General features: G+C 63.9%; 17 protein-coding genes and 1 pseudogene. 13 read left to right on the top strand and 5 right to left on the bottom strand.

The features are described 5' to 3' along the window. Positions 1-203: 203 nt before the first annotated feature. The gene (locus K6L26_RS30675; RefSeq protein WP_221853503.1) at positions 204-1,151 is read left to right on the top strand and encodes a TnsA endonuclease N-terminal domain-containing protein; all 948 of its coding nucleotides are present in this window, start codon (positions 204-206) and stop codon (positions 1,149-1,151) included. 10 nt (positions 1,152-1,161) lie between these two features. Here the strand turns inward: K6L26_RS30675 and K6L26_RS31825 are convergent, their stop codons facing one another. After that, a complete protein-coding gene (locus tag K6L26_RS31825) occupies positions 1,162-2,247 on the bottom strand; it encodes a transglycosylase SLT domain-containing protein (protein ID WP_245008791.1) in 1,086 nt (361 codons plus the stop codon). Between the two features lie 1,513 nt (positions 2,248-3,760). On the opposite strand from K6L26_RS31825, the gene K6L26_RS30665 reads away from it, so the two are divergent. Then, positions 3,761-4,741: a ParA family protein gene (locus K6L26_RS30665; protein ID WP_066904247.1), complete on the top strand. Its 981-nt coding sequence runs from the start codon at positions 3,761-3,763 to the stop codon at positions 4,739-4,741. Next, positions 4,738-5,358: a hypothetical protein gene (locus K6L26_RS30660; protein ID WP_245008790.1), complete on the top strand. Its 621-nt coding sequence runs from the start codon at positions 4,738-4,740 to the stop codon at positions 5,356-5,358. The genes K6L26_RS30665 and K6L26_RS30660 overlap by 4 nt, the downstream gene beginning before the upstream one ends. Positions 5,359-5,514: 156 nt before the next feature. Here K6L26_RS30660 and K6L26_RS30655 read toward each other — a convergent pair whose 3' ends face one another. The 3 genes from K6L26_RS30655 to K6L26_RS30645 form a co-directional block, all read right to left on the bottom strand. Next, a complete protein-coding gene (locus tag K6L26_RS30655; RefSeq protein ID WP_245008789.1) occupies positions 5,515-6,681 on the bottom strand; it encodes a helix-turn-helix domain-containing protein in 1,167 nt (388 codons plus the stop codon). Positions 6,682-7,094: 413 nt separating this feature from the next. Then, entirely contained in the window at positions 7,095-7,613 is a 519-nt protein-coding gene (locus K6L26_RS30650; RefSeq protein ID WP_245008788.1) for a hypothetical protein, read from the bottom strand. A gap of 88 nt (positions 7,614-7,701) precedes the next feature. Continuing rightward, positions 7,702-7,902 (bottom strand): plasmid mobilization protein, encoded by a 201-nt coding sequence (locus K6L26_RS30645; protein WP_160110987.1) that lies wholly within the window; start codon positions 7,900-7,902, stop codon positions 7,702-7,704. Between the two features lie 72 nt (positions 7,903-7,974). Here K6L26_RS30645 and K6L26_RS30640 point away from each other — a divergent pair, with 72 nt between their 5' ends. The 10 genes and pseudogenes from K6L26_RS30640 (at position 7,975) to K6L26_RS30600 (ending at position 15,540) form a co-directional block, all read left to right on the top strand. Further along, complete coding sequence (locus K6L26_RS30640) at positions 7,975-8,277, top strand: hypothetical protein (RefSeq protein WP_221853501.1); 303 nt, start codon at positions 7,975-7,977, stop codon at positions 8,275-8,277. 110 nt (positions 8,278-8,387) lie between these two features. Continuing rightward, positions 8,388-10,010, top strand: coding sequence for a DUF4226 domain-containing protein (locus K6L26_RS30635; RefSeq protein WP_221853605.1), 1,623 nt, complete (start codon positions 8,388-8,390; stop codon positions 10,008-10,010). Positions 10,011-10,044: 34 nt separating this feature from the next. After that, the gene (locus tag K6L26_RS30630) at positions 10,045-10,353 is read left to right on the top strand and encodes a type VII secretion target (RefSeq protein WP_066904229.1); all 309 of its coding nucleotides are present in this window, start codon (positions 10,045-10,047) and stop codon (positions 10,351-10,353) included. An 11-nt stretch (positions 10,354-10,364) separates the two neighbouring features. Further along, positions 10,365-10,658: a DUF2694 family protein gene (locus K6L26_RS30625; RefSeq protein ID WP_066904226.1), complete on the top strand. Its 294-nt coding sequence runs from the start codon at positions 10,365-10,367 to the stop codon at positions 10,656-10,658. A 33-nt stretch (positions 10,659-10,691) separates the two neighbouring features. Continuing rightward, a pseudogene (locus tag K6L26_RS32050) lies at positions 10,692-10,949 on the top strand (PE domain-containing protein); the annotation flags it as partial. Between the two features lie 342 nt (positions 10,950-11,291). Beyond that, positions 11,292-12,461: a hypothetical protein gene (locus K6L26_RS30620; protein ID WP_245008807.1), complete on the top strand. Its 1,170-nt coding sequence runs from the start codon at positions 11,292-11,294 to the stop codon at positions 12,459-12,461. Then, the gene (locus tag K6L26_RS30615; protein ID WP_066904220.1) at positions 12,458-12,808 is read left to right on the top strand and encodes a YbaB/EbfC family nucleoid-associated protein; all 351 of its coding nucleotides are present in this window, start codon (positions 12,458-12,460) and stop codon (positions 12,806-12,808) included. The genes K6L26_RS30620 and K6L26_RS30615 overlap by 4 nt, the downstream gene beginning before the upstream one ends. A gap of 4 nt (positions 12,809-12,812) precedes the next feature. Then, positions 12,813-13,733 (top strand): hypothetical protein, encoded by a 921-nt coding sequence (locus tag K6L26_RS30610; protein ID WP_221853603.1) that lies wholly within the window; start codon positions 12,813-12,815, stop codon positions 13,731-13,733. 396 nt (positions 13,734-14,129) lie between these two features. Further along, the gene (locus K6L26_RS30605; RefSeq protein ID WP_221853602.1) at positions 14,130-14,603 is read left to right on the top strand and encodes a hypothetical protein; all 474 of its coding nucleotides are present in this window, start codon (positions 14,130-14,132) and stop codon (positions 14,601-14,603) included. Positions 14,604-15,219: 616 nt separating this feature from the next. After that, entirely contained in the window at positions 15,220-15,540 is a 321-nt protein-coding gene (locus tag K6L26_RS30600) for a hypothetical protein (protein WP_221853601.1), read from the top strand. 60 nt (positions 15,541-15,600) lie between these two features. Here the strand turns inward: K6L26_RS30600 and K6L26_RS30595 are convergent, their stop codons facing one another. Further along, entirely contained in the window at positions 15,601-15,858 is a 258-nt protein-coding gene (locus K6L26_RS30595; protein ID WP_221853600.1) for a hypothetical protein, read from the bottom strand. Positions 15,859-15,907: the final 49 nt, after the last annotated feature.

Genomic DNA, 15,907 nt, shown 5'->3' with positions numbered 1-15,907 from the left:
GCAGGCGCGGATGACCCGTTGCCGCCCAACCACCTCTACCGGCCACCGCATGTCGGAAGTCACCGCTAGCGTTTGATCCCATGGCCTGCCGTCAGCCGTTGTCTCCACCGCCGCTGGTACATCCCGGTGACGTCGATCCTTTCTGCGTCTGGCTCGATGAGCTGGGCTGCGACGTCGCACCGGTCCACGAGCTGGTGTCCTCGATGCTGAGCCGCTACTCCCGCGATGACTACGAGCGCAGCATCTTGACGGCCCGATTCGGCCTAGACGGCCAGGATCGCGCCACCTTGCAGGAGATCGGCGACCAACATGGGATTTCACGCGAGCGGGTCCGCCAACTCGTCGACCGTTCCGTGATGCGAGTGGCCGGCCGGGCTCTCAAGTCTGTGGAGGATAGAAATGCCCGCGATACGTTGACTGAGCGGTACGGTCCCGCCGCAGATGTTGAGCCAGTTGTTCGGCGGCTCGCTCTGGAGGCATGCGCGACCGAGACCGGCCCGTTGACAAAGAGTTTCGCAGTCATGAAATTACGCCTCGCCGGGCATCGGGTGTCCGACACCAAACAGCTTGCCAACGAGGTCCGCTCCCGAGTCGGGAGAGTCCGCCATCGGCTGCGAGAGCTAGAGCGCATTGAGCGCAAAGCGGTCGTAGCCGACACCTACGCCACCTCACACCTGCAACGCTGGCTCAGTCACGTCGAGTGGCCGGCCGACACCACCATGTCCCCCTTCCCGATTCCCAGCCGCGCGGCTCGCCGCGTAGATATCGATGAAGAAGGACGCGGCGCAACATTTCTCGACAAGCTGGGCCGCGAGGCCGCCTGGGATAGCCGGTTCGAGGCGCGGCTGTTGCGCATCTTGAACGACAGCTCCTTGGTGGAAACATTTCAAGAACAACCCGTACGTGTCCGTTACCAGTGGGGCGGTCAGGCAAGGCCGTACTACCCCGATGTCGTGGCACAACTGCGCGATGGCCGCACGGTGCTGATTGAGGTGAAGCCGATCTACGAGGTCGGGTACGCGGTGAATCAGAACAAGTTCGACGCCGGACGCAGTTTCGCGCACAGCCGCGGATGGGGCTGGCTGGTGTGGACTGACCGATACGGCATCCCAACCGGCAGCACAACAACACCAACACCACCACCACAATGAATCGGTTGTGTCAGTAGCCTTTCGGCGGTCTCGTCGGGTCGGCCTGTTGGATCTTGGCGGCCAGGTCATGCCCGTCGGGATTAACGCCATAGCGGCCCATCGCGTAGTTGATGAAGGCCGCAGCTTGAGCGACGTTGTCGCTACGGTCGGTTGAGGTACCTGGTTCGTGGTAGGCGTCGAATGTGGCCTTGATGAACTGCAGAGTGCCTGCGGAGGGATCGCCGTTCTGGGCGTTCGAGTCAGTGTTGTTGACCGCGCGGTTGTTGAAGTCCGACTCGCGGTCGGCGACGACCATCATGCCGTTTTCCCAGTAGGCGCGCGCTCGCGGGTTGGTGATGCCCTTGATGTCGAGGGCGTGTCGTACCGCGGCGCGGAACGCTTCGGCGCCCGGGCCTGACGGCACCGGCGTTCGAAGATTCAAACCAGAGGCCGACGAGGATGAAGTCCCGCGCCGGGACGAGCTGTTGCGGGTGAAGGCGGAGAGGTTGGGGATCAGGCCGGCGCCGCCGAGGCCGGGTAGTCCACCACCGCCCATTCCCCCGCCACCCATGGGCATCCCGCCGCCCATCGGGCCACCCATACCGCCACCCATCGGCATACCGCCGCCATAGCCTCCTGCAGCGCTGCGAATCGCATTGGCCAGCATCACGTTGCGCGACTCGGAAACCTTGAGCAACGCTTTGGCACGGTCGAGCTGGGACTGCAGATGATTGACCAGCTGCGTCTTACCGGCCGGGGTGTCGGTGCTCGGAGCAATCGCAGCCACTCCCCTACGCGTGTCGGCGTTGACGTCGTCCATCCCGCCACCACCAGACTGAGAGGTCTGGGCCGCCCCCGTGAAACCCGGCGCAGTTCCTCGATCAGCGCCGATCACATTGTCCAGAGCCACCACACGACCGCCGCTGGCCGACAGATGCGTCGTCGCGCTCGCTCCGCCCCACCCCGCCAGCACTCCCCCGGCCTGGGCCAAACTGTCCTTACCAGCGCTCAGCGCCGGTGTGCTCGACCATCCGCCGGCCGCCGGCGCAGGCCCAAACATCTTGCGCGCGTCACCGAGCACCTGACCGGCCTCGGCCACAAGCGCATCAAGTGACATGCCCCGCAGTATGAACGAACACCACCACCAACCTCCAACACCCACCCCAACTCCACCGAACTCAGATTTGGGAAGCCGTCCGCCCTCACTCTTGAATGCTCCGGCCGACCGCCCGCTGCTGGGCCATAGCGCGCGTTTGCGGTGAGACGCTGTCTGCGACCTGGGAGAAGCCGCTGCGCTGCCTCCTGAGCCCCGAACTTGACCTCCCCGGATAGATGCCGCCTATGGACGGGGTTCTTCAGCCAGACGGGCAGCTAGGGGGTAGGAACGTGTGTCGCTTGGTGGTTTCGCTGCTGGTTCGCCTGCAAATGCCCAGGTCAGGGCGGCAGCAAGTGAGAGCGATCGCTGGCCAGCGGATATGGATGGCCCGGTGCACTCCCCACGTTGGCTGGGGTGAATGCACCGGCACGGGCACGGATTGACAACTGGGTCGATTACGCAGTTTGGCGCCGTGTCGTGTACACAGCTTCGGCGCCCGTCTTGTATCGCGTTGCGGGCGCAGTTGATTCACCCGTGTCCGATCTAGTGCGCTTCGGCGCTGTGAGCCAGATACCACTGTTGACAGTGCTGGACGTATGTCGAACAACGGGTTTCGATGCATGGTTGTGGATTGCACTGGTCACATGCGGACGTGTTCTAGGCAGAGCCGAGCGATTGATCGGTATGCGCATATGTCGGCGTGCAGAAGGCGTCATAAGTGGTGATGCCGTGCAATGCATTTCGTGTGTTGCGACGCACGGCGTTGAGACACGTGTATCGACCGAGGTCGGCGTCATAACGCCGCTGCACGGCTCGGTGCAGACAACGCAACGCGCGACACGCCCAACGATGAAACGAATTTTCGACCAGGTTTCGTGCGCAACGAATCGAGCCACTGCGTGCGCCACGGTGGCGCGTACATGGTTGCTGTCAACCGCGACAACAAGGTGCACCGGTTGCGGCAGAGTGGCAACCAGTGCCACACAGGAAGCATCGCGATCAATACCGCGCACAATTGAGAGCATGGTTTCCTTCCAGGTATTGAGGCAGGTATCCGGTCAGGTATTGCGGCCCATACCGGAGGAGATGCGGGAACGTGCACGGCGCAGCATCTGACATGCAGTTATTGGACGCATTAGGCAGAGTGCGAGACATCGCGCGTGTGCACCGATCGCACAATTGGCGGTGCGCCACACCCGTTACGACACCGGAAGACAGGCGCAGACAGGTGCTCGATGCGGCGTCCGGACCACAGCTCCGGGCCGGACGCCAGTCGCTATCGCGAGCGGGGTCACGAACGATGCCCGGGACCGAGTGCTGTTTGCTGTGGCCTCCGCAATGCCTGCCGCAACGGTGCGCCATAGCGTGCCCAGCACTTACTGATGGGCGATGCGCGCGGCGTGGTGTCGAATGGCGCGTCGCGTCCAGAGCCATAGACTTTGATCCGCACGGAAACGCGTGGCGGACAGCACCCGATGGGTTGCAGTGCGGCGCACGCAATGGACTCCCGATCAACGCAGAGTGAGGCGCCCGCATGACTAGTAGCGTAGCCGCTTGGGGTGAATCTGGGCTGGTAGAACCCGCGGTCAATTGGAGCAAGCTCGGCAATGTTTATCTGTACGCGAACGGCAAGGGCGGGGTGGGGAAGACGACGTGTTCGACGCACGGCGCCGCTCTTGTCGCCTCTGATGGTGCTCGCGTTCTCCTGGTCGATCTGAACGGTCAGGGCAACGTCGCGAACATGTTGGGCTTCGCCAATTCGGAGGCCGACGACAAAGGCAGGAACCTGTACAGCGCGATCACCGCTGGGGCTGCGCTGAGTCCGGTTCGTGATGTGCGGCCAGGGCTTGATGTGGTGCCTGGTGGTCCGTATGTCCGCCGTATCGCACCGGTGTTGGCAGCCGAAATGGGGAATCCGCAAGCGGCCAAACAGGTGTTGATGTCGCTGGCGGTGGCACTTCAGCAGATCAGTCATCAGTACGGGGTGATCTTCATTGACTCGCCGCCGGAGAACCAGTTGCTGCTTCAGGCAGCCCTGTGCGCGGCACGGTTCGTGGTTGTTCCGATGAAGACTGATGACCTGTCGAGGACTGGGCTGCGAGAGTTGGCCGGCGATCTGAGGGCGATGCGAGAGCTCAATCCGTACGTGATGCTGCTGGGCTGCTTTGTGTTTGCGTCAGGTGGCTCGTCGCGGAAGATCCGCGAGGAGCACGGTAAGAATGTTGCAGCGGACCTGGGCCAGAACGAGGACGTGATGTTCAAGTCCTTCATTCGCCATTCGGAAGCAGTTGGCAGAGACGTGCCCAAGTTCGGTCGGTTGGCCCACGAACTCGAGTTGCAAATCGCGAACAATCCCTCGCGGTCGGCGATCCGAAAGGGGAAGGCCGACGCCAATGCCGTCGTCAGCAAGACATCTGCCGGAGTTGCCGAGGACTTCGCAGAACTGACAGGCGAGATTCTCAGACGTGGATCGCAGACCCGTGCCGACATGATCGAAGAAGGAGTATGGCCATGAGCTTGACCCCGCAACAGCTGCCCGCAGAGAATCTCGGCGACATCACCAAACCAACAAAGAGCCGCGGCTCTGGTCTGGCCGGCCTCGTGGGTGATCCGCCTGCTGCTCCGTTGACCCCTGTGCCGGATCGACCGGCAGCACCGCGCGTGCCGGACCTGGACGAGCCCTCGGTGAGGGCAGTACCGGAACCCACACCGGAGCCGAAACCTGCTGCGCGGAAGCCAGGCCGGCCGCGTACCCGGACAAAGCCAACCAGCGCGGTCTATGTCAGTCCTGGAGTCAAAAAGCGGTTCGAGAACTACCGGCACTCTGCGAAGTCGACCAACTTGCACGTGGTGTTGGAGGCGATCAGCCAGCACCACAAGGACGGAAAGCTCGCCGACATCATCAAGGAGTCGCGGTACAGCACCGCTCCAACGAATGATCTGTTCCCAGCGGACCCCTCCGCGGTGCGCTATCTCGGTGGCGGCAGTGCGCAGATCGCGTTCAGCCCAACACCTCAGCAGGAAGAGGTCATCGACCGGATCGGAGCAGAATTGGGCTTCGACACGAGGTCAACCTGGATTGCGCCGGTACTCAACGCGTTTCTGCCCGGCAGGAAGGACACCGCGCCGTAACGAGGCTTGCTCTCCCGCTCTCCTCTTCTGAGGTTGGGGGCCGCCTCCCAGTGGCCCCCAACCTCAGAAGAGGACGGTTGGTGGTGGGGGAGCGGGGTGGCGAAGTACGCGCGCTGTCCCGGAAATTGGCCGCGAGCCGGGCCGTTTCCAGAAAACTCATGACGGGCGGTCGCACTGACGCGGAAGTTTCGCTTGGTCGAGTAGTGCTGTGCGCTGCTCCACCTCGCGTCGGGCGGCATCCGTGCGGCGGGCTGCGCTTTGGTGTGCCAGCCGCGCGGCTTCCCTGCGTGCCCACGCCCGACCTTCACCGGACAAAGCAGCACGGGCCTGCTCACGGTCAGCGAGGAAGGCAGCGTGTGAGGCTGCTTGATTCGCCTTGCGCGCGGCCGCGGCCGCCAGTTCAGCGGCCTCACGTGCTTCATCGAGCGCGGCGGGTCGGTCTAACAGCGTGTTATGGCTGAGATGCCATGCAAGCAGCGTTCCCAGAAGGGCGATGGGGCGGGTTGGCCTGTCGGATATGCGCCGGCCGGAGCCGAGCCAGTCCCGCACCAGCTGTGTGAGATCTCGGGCGTTCCATCCGGCGGCTGCGGGGGCGGCCAGCATCGCGGCCCAACTGTCGGCTGAGTAGCGCTGGCACCACCGTGGGGCACCGGGAGATGCTCTCCATAGCGTGGCAAGGCGCAGACCTTCCTTGTCTGGAGCTCGGCGGCGCGAAGCGCCCGCCTGCCGGGTGCGCTCTGCGCGCCCGTGGGTAGTGAGTGTTCTCTTACTAGAAGGGACTGTGGTGCTTAGGTGAGACCGTTCCAGGTGGGATGACAAGCTGTGGATAACCTTGTTGACCAGCGCAAAATCGTGGAGCGCCCATACCGATGCCCAGCCACGGTGTCGGTCGCCCATCCGCCAGGACGCCATGCGCTCGGTGTACGTGCGCTGGCGGCCGCGCAGGACCTCGGTGGCCACGCCGAGGAGCCGCAGACATTCACGGGCCCGCTGGATCGTGCGTACGGGCAGGCATGTGCACAAGGCGAGTTGAGTGTTGCTCGGCCGGCAGTTGCGGCCTGTGTCGAAGTCGGCGAACCGCGCCATGGCCGCGGCCACCAATACCAGCTTCTGCTTGTCGATCCCACCGTTGCACATCTGCGGCCGGATGGCGGCATAGCGCAGCTCGTAGGCGATGGGGACGGTCAGGTGAGCCCATCTGGAATGTCCACCGCTCCAGCACGCGACGCCGGCGTAGGCGTCGGCCTCCAGCTCCAGGTTGACGAAGGAGCTCGGGGGCGGCAGCGCACGCTTGAGCGCGCGATGTGCCCGTCGAATCCGCACAACGTCGGCTGTGCGTGTGGTCCGGACGATGCCGCGGCGACGGCGCGTCGGACTGCAGCCACGATAAGTGGCTGGTCGGGGAGAGATCGGCCGGGAGCGATCGACCTCAGCGGACACGGAAGCAGCGACGTCGAAAACGTCGACACCCCGTGTTGAAAAGTGTTGAACACGGTGCGTGCGCAGTAGACCGAAGGACGGCAATGCGCTACCGTGAGACCTGTCGGACAAGGACAGTCCCTTCGGGGATGTAGGTGCGGATGCACCCCGAACCGAGCGCCAACTCGGTTCAGACAAAACCCTCGGGTTTTTCCGGGGGTTTTCGTCGTTATGGGGTTAGATCCGCGCTATGAAGTTGTAGGCACACCACCGTCGTCCACCAAGACTCATATTTGTCGGGCAGTGCGCGCCGGGCGTCAGATCGCCAGTGGCATAACCTCCTTGTCGAGAGCGCGGATCAATCCGGGGAAACCCATTCGCAGACAGACGATGTCGGCGAGCAGGGTTGAGCGTTCGACGGCGCGGTCGCTGGCCTCGAATTCGACGAGCTCGGCCACCGGCAGGGGGAGCCGGATCGTCACATGGCGGCCGAAGGTGTCCACGGTGAGATCGCTGATGCGACTTGGGCTGTCGGACAGAATGGCCTGAGACAGGTGCCGCATCAGTTCAGGGTGGCCGTAGTGAAAGCAGACGAGATCGGCCAAGTACGGCGATAGGTCGATGTGGTGGTCGTGGGCAGCGGTTTCGGCTGCTTTGCGAACAGTCATGGGCAAGGTGGCGGTCACAGTGGCGCGTTCGCCAAGGGACGGCCGCCCCCGATTTGATCCAGCCATGCGGCTGATCTTGCCCGCAGGTTTTCTGGAAAAGCCAGTGACACGCCGGGATGTCGCAATCGGATCGTTATCGTCAACGTCCGCGTCGTGTGACTCGCTCATGCTGGCATGGTGACACGCAGATGCGCGGTCTGACCGCACCGACACGCGGTCCGACCGCGCATCCAGCTAGCGCGAACGTGCGGTGGCGCTAGCTGGCGAGTGTGGCCGCGGCCCGTTCTAGGGCCGAAATGCGCAGGTAGGTGGATGGTTTGAGGCCAGAAGCGGCCGCAGCCCGGTCGATGAGGGCGCGTTCGTCGTCGTCAAACCGCACGTCGATCTTGGCTGCGCGTTGCCGGGTCTCTGAGCCGGCACGCGACCGCCGCTGTGGGGCTGGGGTGGCCGTGGTCATCCTCGCTCCGTTCCCGAACATCCAGTATCTACTACCTAGATTCTAGATAGTAGAGGGTAGATACTGGAAGCCGTGGATACGACACACGTCAGCGAACTGCTGTTCGGCCGCAAGTGCCGACTCGCGGTCGCGGCGTGGGTATTGCGCCATCCCAAGGGCCGGTTCTTCCAGTCCGAGCCGCGCGACATCGAGCATGCGTCGTCGAGCAATGTGACCCAAGAGCTGAATCGGTTGGTGCAGTTGGGGATGCTCGATATCGAGCATCCGGAAGATTCCCGCCGCGTGTACTACGTGCGTACGAACAGTCCGCTCTGGGACATCATCACCGCCGCGATCGACGCCATCGACGCCGAGGCCGCACAGACTGCCTGGTAGCTCGACGATGCGCCGCGCACAACGCCAGTGGGCCGTCCAGCGGCCAATTTTGCGGCGAATGTGGAGCTACTGTTGGAAATCGGCAGTGGCCACGCCATATCGTCCCGCCTATGACCGCTTGGCCTGATCTCATCGTCGGTGATCTCGTGGGGAGCATCTCCCAGGTACTTGGCGCAGCCCCCCAGTCGCCGCGGTTCGACATGCCGCTGGCCACTGAACTGACCCCCGAGCAGCGAGCGCAGTTGAAATACATGGGGATTGACCCCGATACGTCGTCGATCACGGTGATCAACAAGGCGTTGGAGGGGATGGGGCAGCCACCGCTGAAAACCGGTGCTGATGCCCCGCCACCTGGCGGGGACCAACCGGCACCGTCGGGCAAGCCGCCGATCACCCCGCCGGCGGAGACCACTCCTCAGGCCGGCCCGGCCAGCAACCCTGAGCTCACCGGTGCCGCGGCCGAGGTCGCCAAACGTCTCGACGAGGCGCTGGCCAAGAACCGGACAGCTCTCAACGAGGCCGATGAGAAACTCATCGACGCACTGCTGAAGGCGCAGGACTCCAGCGCCGAAGGCAAGGCCAAACTCGGCGAGCTGCAGAAGTCGATCATCGATCAAGTCCAAAAGCTCGGTCCGACACTGGATACGCCGGCTGGCCAGGAGCAGCTGGCGAGCTTCCTGCAGGGAAAGACCGATGAGATCAACGGCGTCTTGAAGTCCAAGGGTCTGGATTCGGCGTCTCACGGCGCGGTCCTGGACGGATTGGCTGCTCGCTACGAGGCGCTGTCAAGCGATAAGCCCAGCGGGGAAAACCAAACTGGCAGCGGCACCGGCCAGCCCGCGTCGGGAGCTGGACCTGCCGGCGCTCCGGCCGCCGGTGAATCGGGCGCAGGAGCTGCCGGTCTGGAGCAGGATCCGCTGTTGGATGGGCTGGCATCGGATCCGCTGATGTCGGGCTTGGGTTCGATGCTCGGACCTGGCATGGGTGCGCTGGGATCACTGCCGGGCATGCTTGGGGGCATGATGCCGTTCGGTGGTGGTGGCGGCGCGATGGGTGGCGGACTTCCGTTGGGTGACATCGGATCTGGGATCGGATCGGCTATCCGCGATGCGAAGGCTGCAGGGGCGGAGTCCACGGATCCGCTCACCGATCCACCAGTTGGCGACAAGGCCGAGGCCCCCGGCGATGAGAAGGGCGACAAGGACGAGCACGGCGAGTTGAAGGACCCGCCGGTCGGCGAAGGAAACCAACCCAATCCCGCTGGGCCACAGGCAGCGACGAACCCGAACGCGCCGGAGGCCCAGAGCGGGCAGGTCACTCCGGCTGGCACGAGCCAACCCGCACCCGACGATCTCAGCGTCAAGGTGCCCGGCTTTGAGAATCCGGTGACCGCAGAAACTGCAGCGGTAGCCCAAGCCAGCCGGGCGGTGGTGGGCGGCACTCCGTTCGAACAGGCCTACCGCGACGCCAATCTGACGCTGTCCCCGGCCGGCGCCCCGGTGACCACGAACGCGGTGAGTCAGTCCCGGCTGATTCTCGGCGACGTTGGGCAATTCACTGATCACCGCATCATGGCGCTGGGCAACGACAAGGTGTGGTCCAACGGTAGAGCGGTGCCGCTGGAGGACATCGACTTCGGGTCGACGTTCCTGGGCTGGGAGCGACCACAGGCCACCGCCCAGGCTCAGCCGGTGGTCGCCGCGTCCGCTACATCACCCAGCCCACCAAAGTGAGTGAATCCAACCCCCACCCGTCAGGAGTAAGTTCATGAGTGTGAACCTGCAGTTTTCTGCGGACGATTTGCGACAGGCCGCGATCTACTACGACAAAGTAGCCCAACAGTGCGCGGATGCCCGCGCCGAGCATTCGCGTGCGGTCACCGAAACCGAAAGCTGGGGCCCGCTATTCCACGAATCACGGCGTGCCGCTGTGGAAGCGATCAATAAGCGGGAGCAGGCGCTGCAAACCGAGGAGAACAAGAACCGCGAGCTGGCGTCGGCGCTGCGCAATGCGGCTACCGCATTCGACAACATGACCGCCGAGAACGTCAGCAATCTGACCATCCGCACTGATTGAGGTTATGCGCAGTGCTTGATGCAACCACCCGAGTGGAGTCTTTTGAGGCGGCCAGCCGAGACGAATCGGTGATTGTGCGTGTGGGCCGCTCCGGGAACACCCTCGCTGTTCAGCTGGAAGCCCCGGCTCTGGACTTGACCGACGATGAGCTCGCCAACCGTATCGTGCGACTCAACACGTTGGCCTACCTGCGCTCGCAGTTGGCACTCCGGCAGGAGATGGCCGCCAATCATGTGGAGGGAATTCTTCCGCAGCTCCCAACTGAGCAGCAGGTGCGCCAGTATCAGCAGACGATCGACTTCTAGCCGAAACCAACCAGGGAGAGGGGGACACGCCCGATGGTGGCCTTATATGCCAACGATGCAGGCCTGGCCGGTGCGTCGAGTCAGCTCGCCGCAGCGGCATCAACCTTGGTTGCCCTAGCGGCCACACCGCCGGCACATGCTGCTCTGGCCGGCGATGAAGTTTCGGCCTCAGCGGCCGCACGGTTATCCGAGCATGGCGCTGTGATGGCGTCCCGCGCAGCCGACGGGGCTCAGGTGCTGCAATCAGCTGTCCAGGCAGTCAACGAAGTAGCGCGCGTGTTCACCGATATGGACCGGGAGAACGCCGCGTCCCTGTCTAGCCTTCAATCTGGAGCCCACGGCGGGGTCACTGCGGCAATGAATCCCGCCGCCACAGCGAATGCCGTCGCGCCGGATGTGCCGATCGTTCCGACAGCGGCCCGGCCCGGCAAGGTCCAGGCCGCGATCATGGAAAGCGGCCAAAGCGAAGCTGGAACATCGTTCGTGGCTGCGTGCGGCCGCTACAGTGCGGGTTTCCGTCAAACGGCCAGCGCCGCCCGATCGGCGGTCAACGCAGTCGAGCAATCACTTCACGGCCAGACAGGTCCTGAGCTGGCGGCAGCACTGACGCGATTCGCTAACTGGGCAGACCGAATGGGAGACCACGCGACGACGGTCGCTCAGGCCGCCAGCGGGCATCGGGAGCGGTTCAGTACAGCTCAAAAGGACACCCCTCGCACTGCGGCGTTCACCAACAAGGAACGCGAGCTCTCCAACGCGACCACGCTCAACGCCCGCTTCGCAGGTGCATATTCGGGCGTGGTGACACAGCTCAAGACCGAGTTGGCGGCGCTCAACACCGGAGCGGGGATCGCCTCGGCGAATTACCACCTGGGGGAACTGCCCGCCGCGCCGCCACCCCCGCCACCGGTGAAGCCGGTGGTCGGTCAAACCGATCCCGGTGCCCGCAACGGCGACCCCGCATCAGTCGGCCAATCACCCGCGGTCGGCGAACATGTCGACGACGCAGCTGCCGCCGCCGTGCCCGGTGACGACGTTGCGCTCGCGGGTGCAGAGCTGGGATCAGACGGTCTGCCGACGAGCGATCCCGCCCTGGCTGGACAAGGACAGGGCGACATGGTGAGCCAGATGGCACCGATGGCTGCGATGCTGCCCACGATGCTGGCCGGCGCGTTGGGTGGTGCGCTCGGCGCAGTGACGAGCATCCCGTCGGCCATCGGACAGCAGGTCCAGTCGGCTGCCTCCCAAGCGACCCAAGCGGTGCAGGGATTGACTGAAGGACTGGCCGAACCCGAACTCGGCGAACTCGACACATCTGGACTGGAACCCGACTCGTTCGGCGGCTTGTCCTCTGGAGGCGGCGGTGGAGGCGGTGGAGGGACCGAACCCGCCGGTGGAGCACCTGGCCCCCTGTCGCCCGCAAGCGGCAACATGCTCGCGATGGGCGGACCTGCCGGTCCTACACCGACGATCAACAGCGCCGCGGCGCCTGCGGTCGGCGCGACGGCCGCCGGACCCGCAGCGGGCGGCATGCCGATGATGATGCCGCCGATGGCGGGCGCTGGCATGGGTGGTGGCGGCGGGGGAGCGCGGCCGGTCAAGGAACCTGACAAGTCCATTCACCTGCCCACCGAGCCAAACTCGGAGATGGTCAAGGGCCAGGTGCCGCGCCGTCATACCGAGCAAGCTGATGACCCCACTGGCGAACAGAAGAGGGCAGCAGAAGTCAAAGCCACTCCGACGACCGCGGTCACCGTCACCCGTCGCCGACGCATTGATCTGCCGAAGGGCGACGAATCGTGACCGTCTACGAATACCCAGGCTACGAAGCCGACGCCGAGTTCAGCAGACAGATGATTCAGCGGGTCGAGCGCATCAGCAACGTGCTGAGCAAGCTTCGCGCCGAATGGGACAGTATCGGCATTGACGTGACCGCAGGGGACGGCGATGTTGAGCTGTCCGTGGACGCCAGAGGACGACTGGTTTCACTGTCGCTGGCTGAGGGCTGCACGGTTCGATACACCCACGAGGGACTTGAGGAACTGCTGAACACCGCCCTGAAATCGGCTGTGACAGCAGCTGCCGAGGAACATGCCGCAGTGCCCATCACGATCGCCGAGGAGTACGACGACGAGCTTGACGAGGTTTGACGCGATGTCCGAAACTCGCCTGTACCACGGCGGAATTCCCGGCAAGCAACCCGGCGACATCATCTATCCCGCAGCCCATCTGGGCTTCGACTACACCAGCGCCTACGCACACTCTCCGGGACTGCGCGCGATGACCAAACCCAAATATCGCCCGGACCTGGTGTACTGCACCACCCATCTGGGTTCAGCGAGAGGCTATGCCGCTCGTTACGTCAACGAAGACGGACATGAGATTCCCGGCGACGTGTATAGCGTCGAGCCGCAAGGCCAGCTCGAACCGGATCCGGACTTCAACCATCCGAAAATCGGCAGCGTCTACACCGCCAGCGCACACCCGCTGATTATCACCGCCGTCATCGACCGCGCAGTAGTGCTCGACCGGCGCCAGCAGAACCAAGAATGCTGGCCCTACCGCTACTACGGGCTGTGGGAAGAAACGCACGCCGCCGACGGCACCGTCCTGGTCTCGGAGGAGATGCGTGGGCTCGGAGTCACCGACGATTACGTCGCTCTGTTGCCGAAATGGATGGATCTGAGCGAGTACAGCAACGACGGTGCGTTGTGGAAGCCAGGGCTGCCGGGTTGGTACGCCTCTGCCGATGAAGTGCTCGAGATCCTCGACCACGTTGGCCTCGACACCGGTCCACATGTCATCACCAACGAGCATCTCAAGCGAGCGCACTTTGTTGACGTTGACGCTCCAGACACTCCCGTCGTCTTCGGGCCGTTTGTATGCCAAGAGTGCGGGGCACAGTTCGGGAGCACCAGCGAACGCCTGTCAAAGCAAAATATCTTGGACGCTGCGCTACACCAGGGAGGCGATCGATTGCCGGTGATCGCCAGATTCAACGGAGGACTCAACGGATTTGTGCACGCCATGCGGCGCCGTTCACCTGAGCGCTGGATGTGGCTGACACTGGTGTGAACGCCTACGGTCAAGGCCATTTGCTGAGTGCTCGAATTGGTGCGGAATATCGGCGCGAACATTACCGGCACGGTGATCTGCCCGATTAGCTGGCGATGGGTTTGTAGGGCATTTGCGGAAGGCATGTCTACTCGGATGCGGACTTACTTGTAGCCGCATGTCTGCGCTGCGGTTTAGGCTGAGAAGGTGAGTGAGCCGCACCCGCAGCAGCACGGACAGGCATTTGCGCCCGGTCCCGATGCGGCATGGGCGAGGCCCGGCGCAACCCTCACCCAGCCGGCCTCAGCGGCACCGCAACCGCCGCCACCTCCAACCGGTTCGCCCCAGACCGTTCCAACACCCCTGCCTGAACCAGGCAAGAGCAGCGGACGAGGCGGGGGTCGCTGGGTGTTCGCCATGAGCGCGGCGGCGTGCCTTCTCGGCATCGCGGCGATCATCATGACCGCAATCAACTTGACGAGGCCTGCGCCGCCGGCGACCACAACCACGATGGTCGCGCCGCCACCGACCTACACCCCAGAACAGATCGCCGCGGCGAAGAAGGAAGCCTGCGACGCGAGCGTAAGTGTGGATCAACCTCTCGGCGGCGTACACAGGGAACTGATGGCGACGTTGGGCAACCGGGTTTCACCCGAACATGCCGGGGCGCTCTCGACCTTTTCAACGGTGTTGATGATCGAGATCGAGTACATGCGTAATCACGCCCCGCCAGCCACCCCGGCCGATGTCCAAGAGGCAACGTCTCACTACATCGACGCCTGGATTGCGTTGGGGGACGCCTACACCCGTGAGCTCCCCAACGACCAGCTCGACAAGCTCCGGGGCGAAGTTGTCCGCTGGGGCGATCGACTTGATGAGGTCTGCCGCTAATGCCTTCCGTTCAACGCCATCTCGAACTGCAGCCAGAACCCGCAGCCGCCGCAAACGCAACAACGACAGGCGTGGTTGTTGCGACCGGCGCCATGTCCGCAGCCGCAGGCGCAACCGGTGCTGCTACGACCGGCTCCACCGCTGCCACCACTGCAGCGTTCCCCGGATGGGCTCCAGTCGCCGAGGCGTCGGCCGCCGCCGAAGCCGGTCTTCAGACCGTCTTTCTCGCCCTCAGCAGTCGAGGCGCCCGTATCTCCCGCAAGAACTGCGAGGCGGTCACAGCCGCGGTTGAGACCGATGAGTCGAATCGGCAGTCCCTGACAGTAATCCCGGTGGCCACATGAGTATCCATGCCCCTGAACGTCCGACCAACCTCGCTCCGGTGCCCTCAGATGGCGATTCTGGGGCAGCAGTCGCGAACCGCCCTCGACGTGCGAGATTCGGTGGAGCGACAGTCCTCGCTGGCAGTGCGCTCGCCATTTCAGCTCTCGCCACGGTTGTCAGCGCGGTCGGGCTAGTTGTCGCTGACAAACCCGCTCAACACACCGTGATCGTGCCCGCGCCACCCTCTGTCTACACCGCAGCGGAGACCGCTGCAGCCAAGGATGCAGCATGCATGGCCTGGGTATCGGCCTCAGAAGCTATGGCTAAGAACGGAAATGCGGTTGCAAACGCTCCGCTCGGTTGGGACGAGCCAGAGACCAGGGACGCGATAGGCATTGAGGCACGTAGCGCGCTCGTGCAAAAAGCACATCTGATGAGCCAAGTGGACGTTGCCACACCGGCCGAAATCAAGGCCTCGATTCATGATTTCCTTGTGGCTCACAACGATTACGAGGAAGCCACCATGCGGCGGATGGGCTCCGAAGCTGATGCTGCGACCGACAGGATAAACGCAGCAGTTGTATCCGTGAACAGACTCTGCGGCCTCGGGTAAATCAGTCTCGGGATCCACACAAGTTGAGGGGGGGAGCAGTCCGTGGCAAGCACAAACAACCTACGTCCATTCTCCCATCGGATCATTACGCCAGATATCCAGGCGCCGCCGGCCGAGCCCATTGAGGCCGCAGCCGCGCGGTATGGCCAGATCGCTGACCAGCTCGACGCGGCGCGCCGACAGCTTGCCGTCGCCAACGCCCAGCGAGAAGACGCGGCGGATTCGCCGGGCTTCAACGAGGGCCACGAGCGAAATCAGGAGCTGGCCGCCGACTACCAACGCGGTGCGGCGTGGGTCCGCGGACAGCAGGAACTGCACAAGAACGTGGCACGTGTGCTGCGTGACGTCGCGAGTGCCTATGAGAACT

Source organism: Mycobacterium farcinogenes (assembly GCF_019739075.1).
Classification (GTDB): domain Bacteria; phylum Actinomycetota; class Actinomycetes; order Mycobacteriales; family Mycobacteriaceae; genus Mycobacterium; species Mycobacterium senegalense.
Note: the sequence above shows the minus strand (reverse complement) of the source record. Positions and strands in the feature narration are given on the sequence as shown.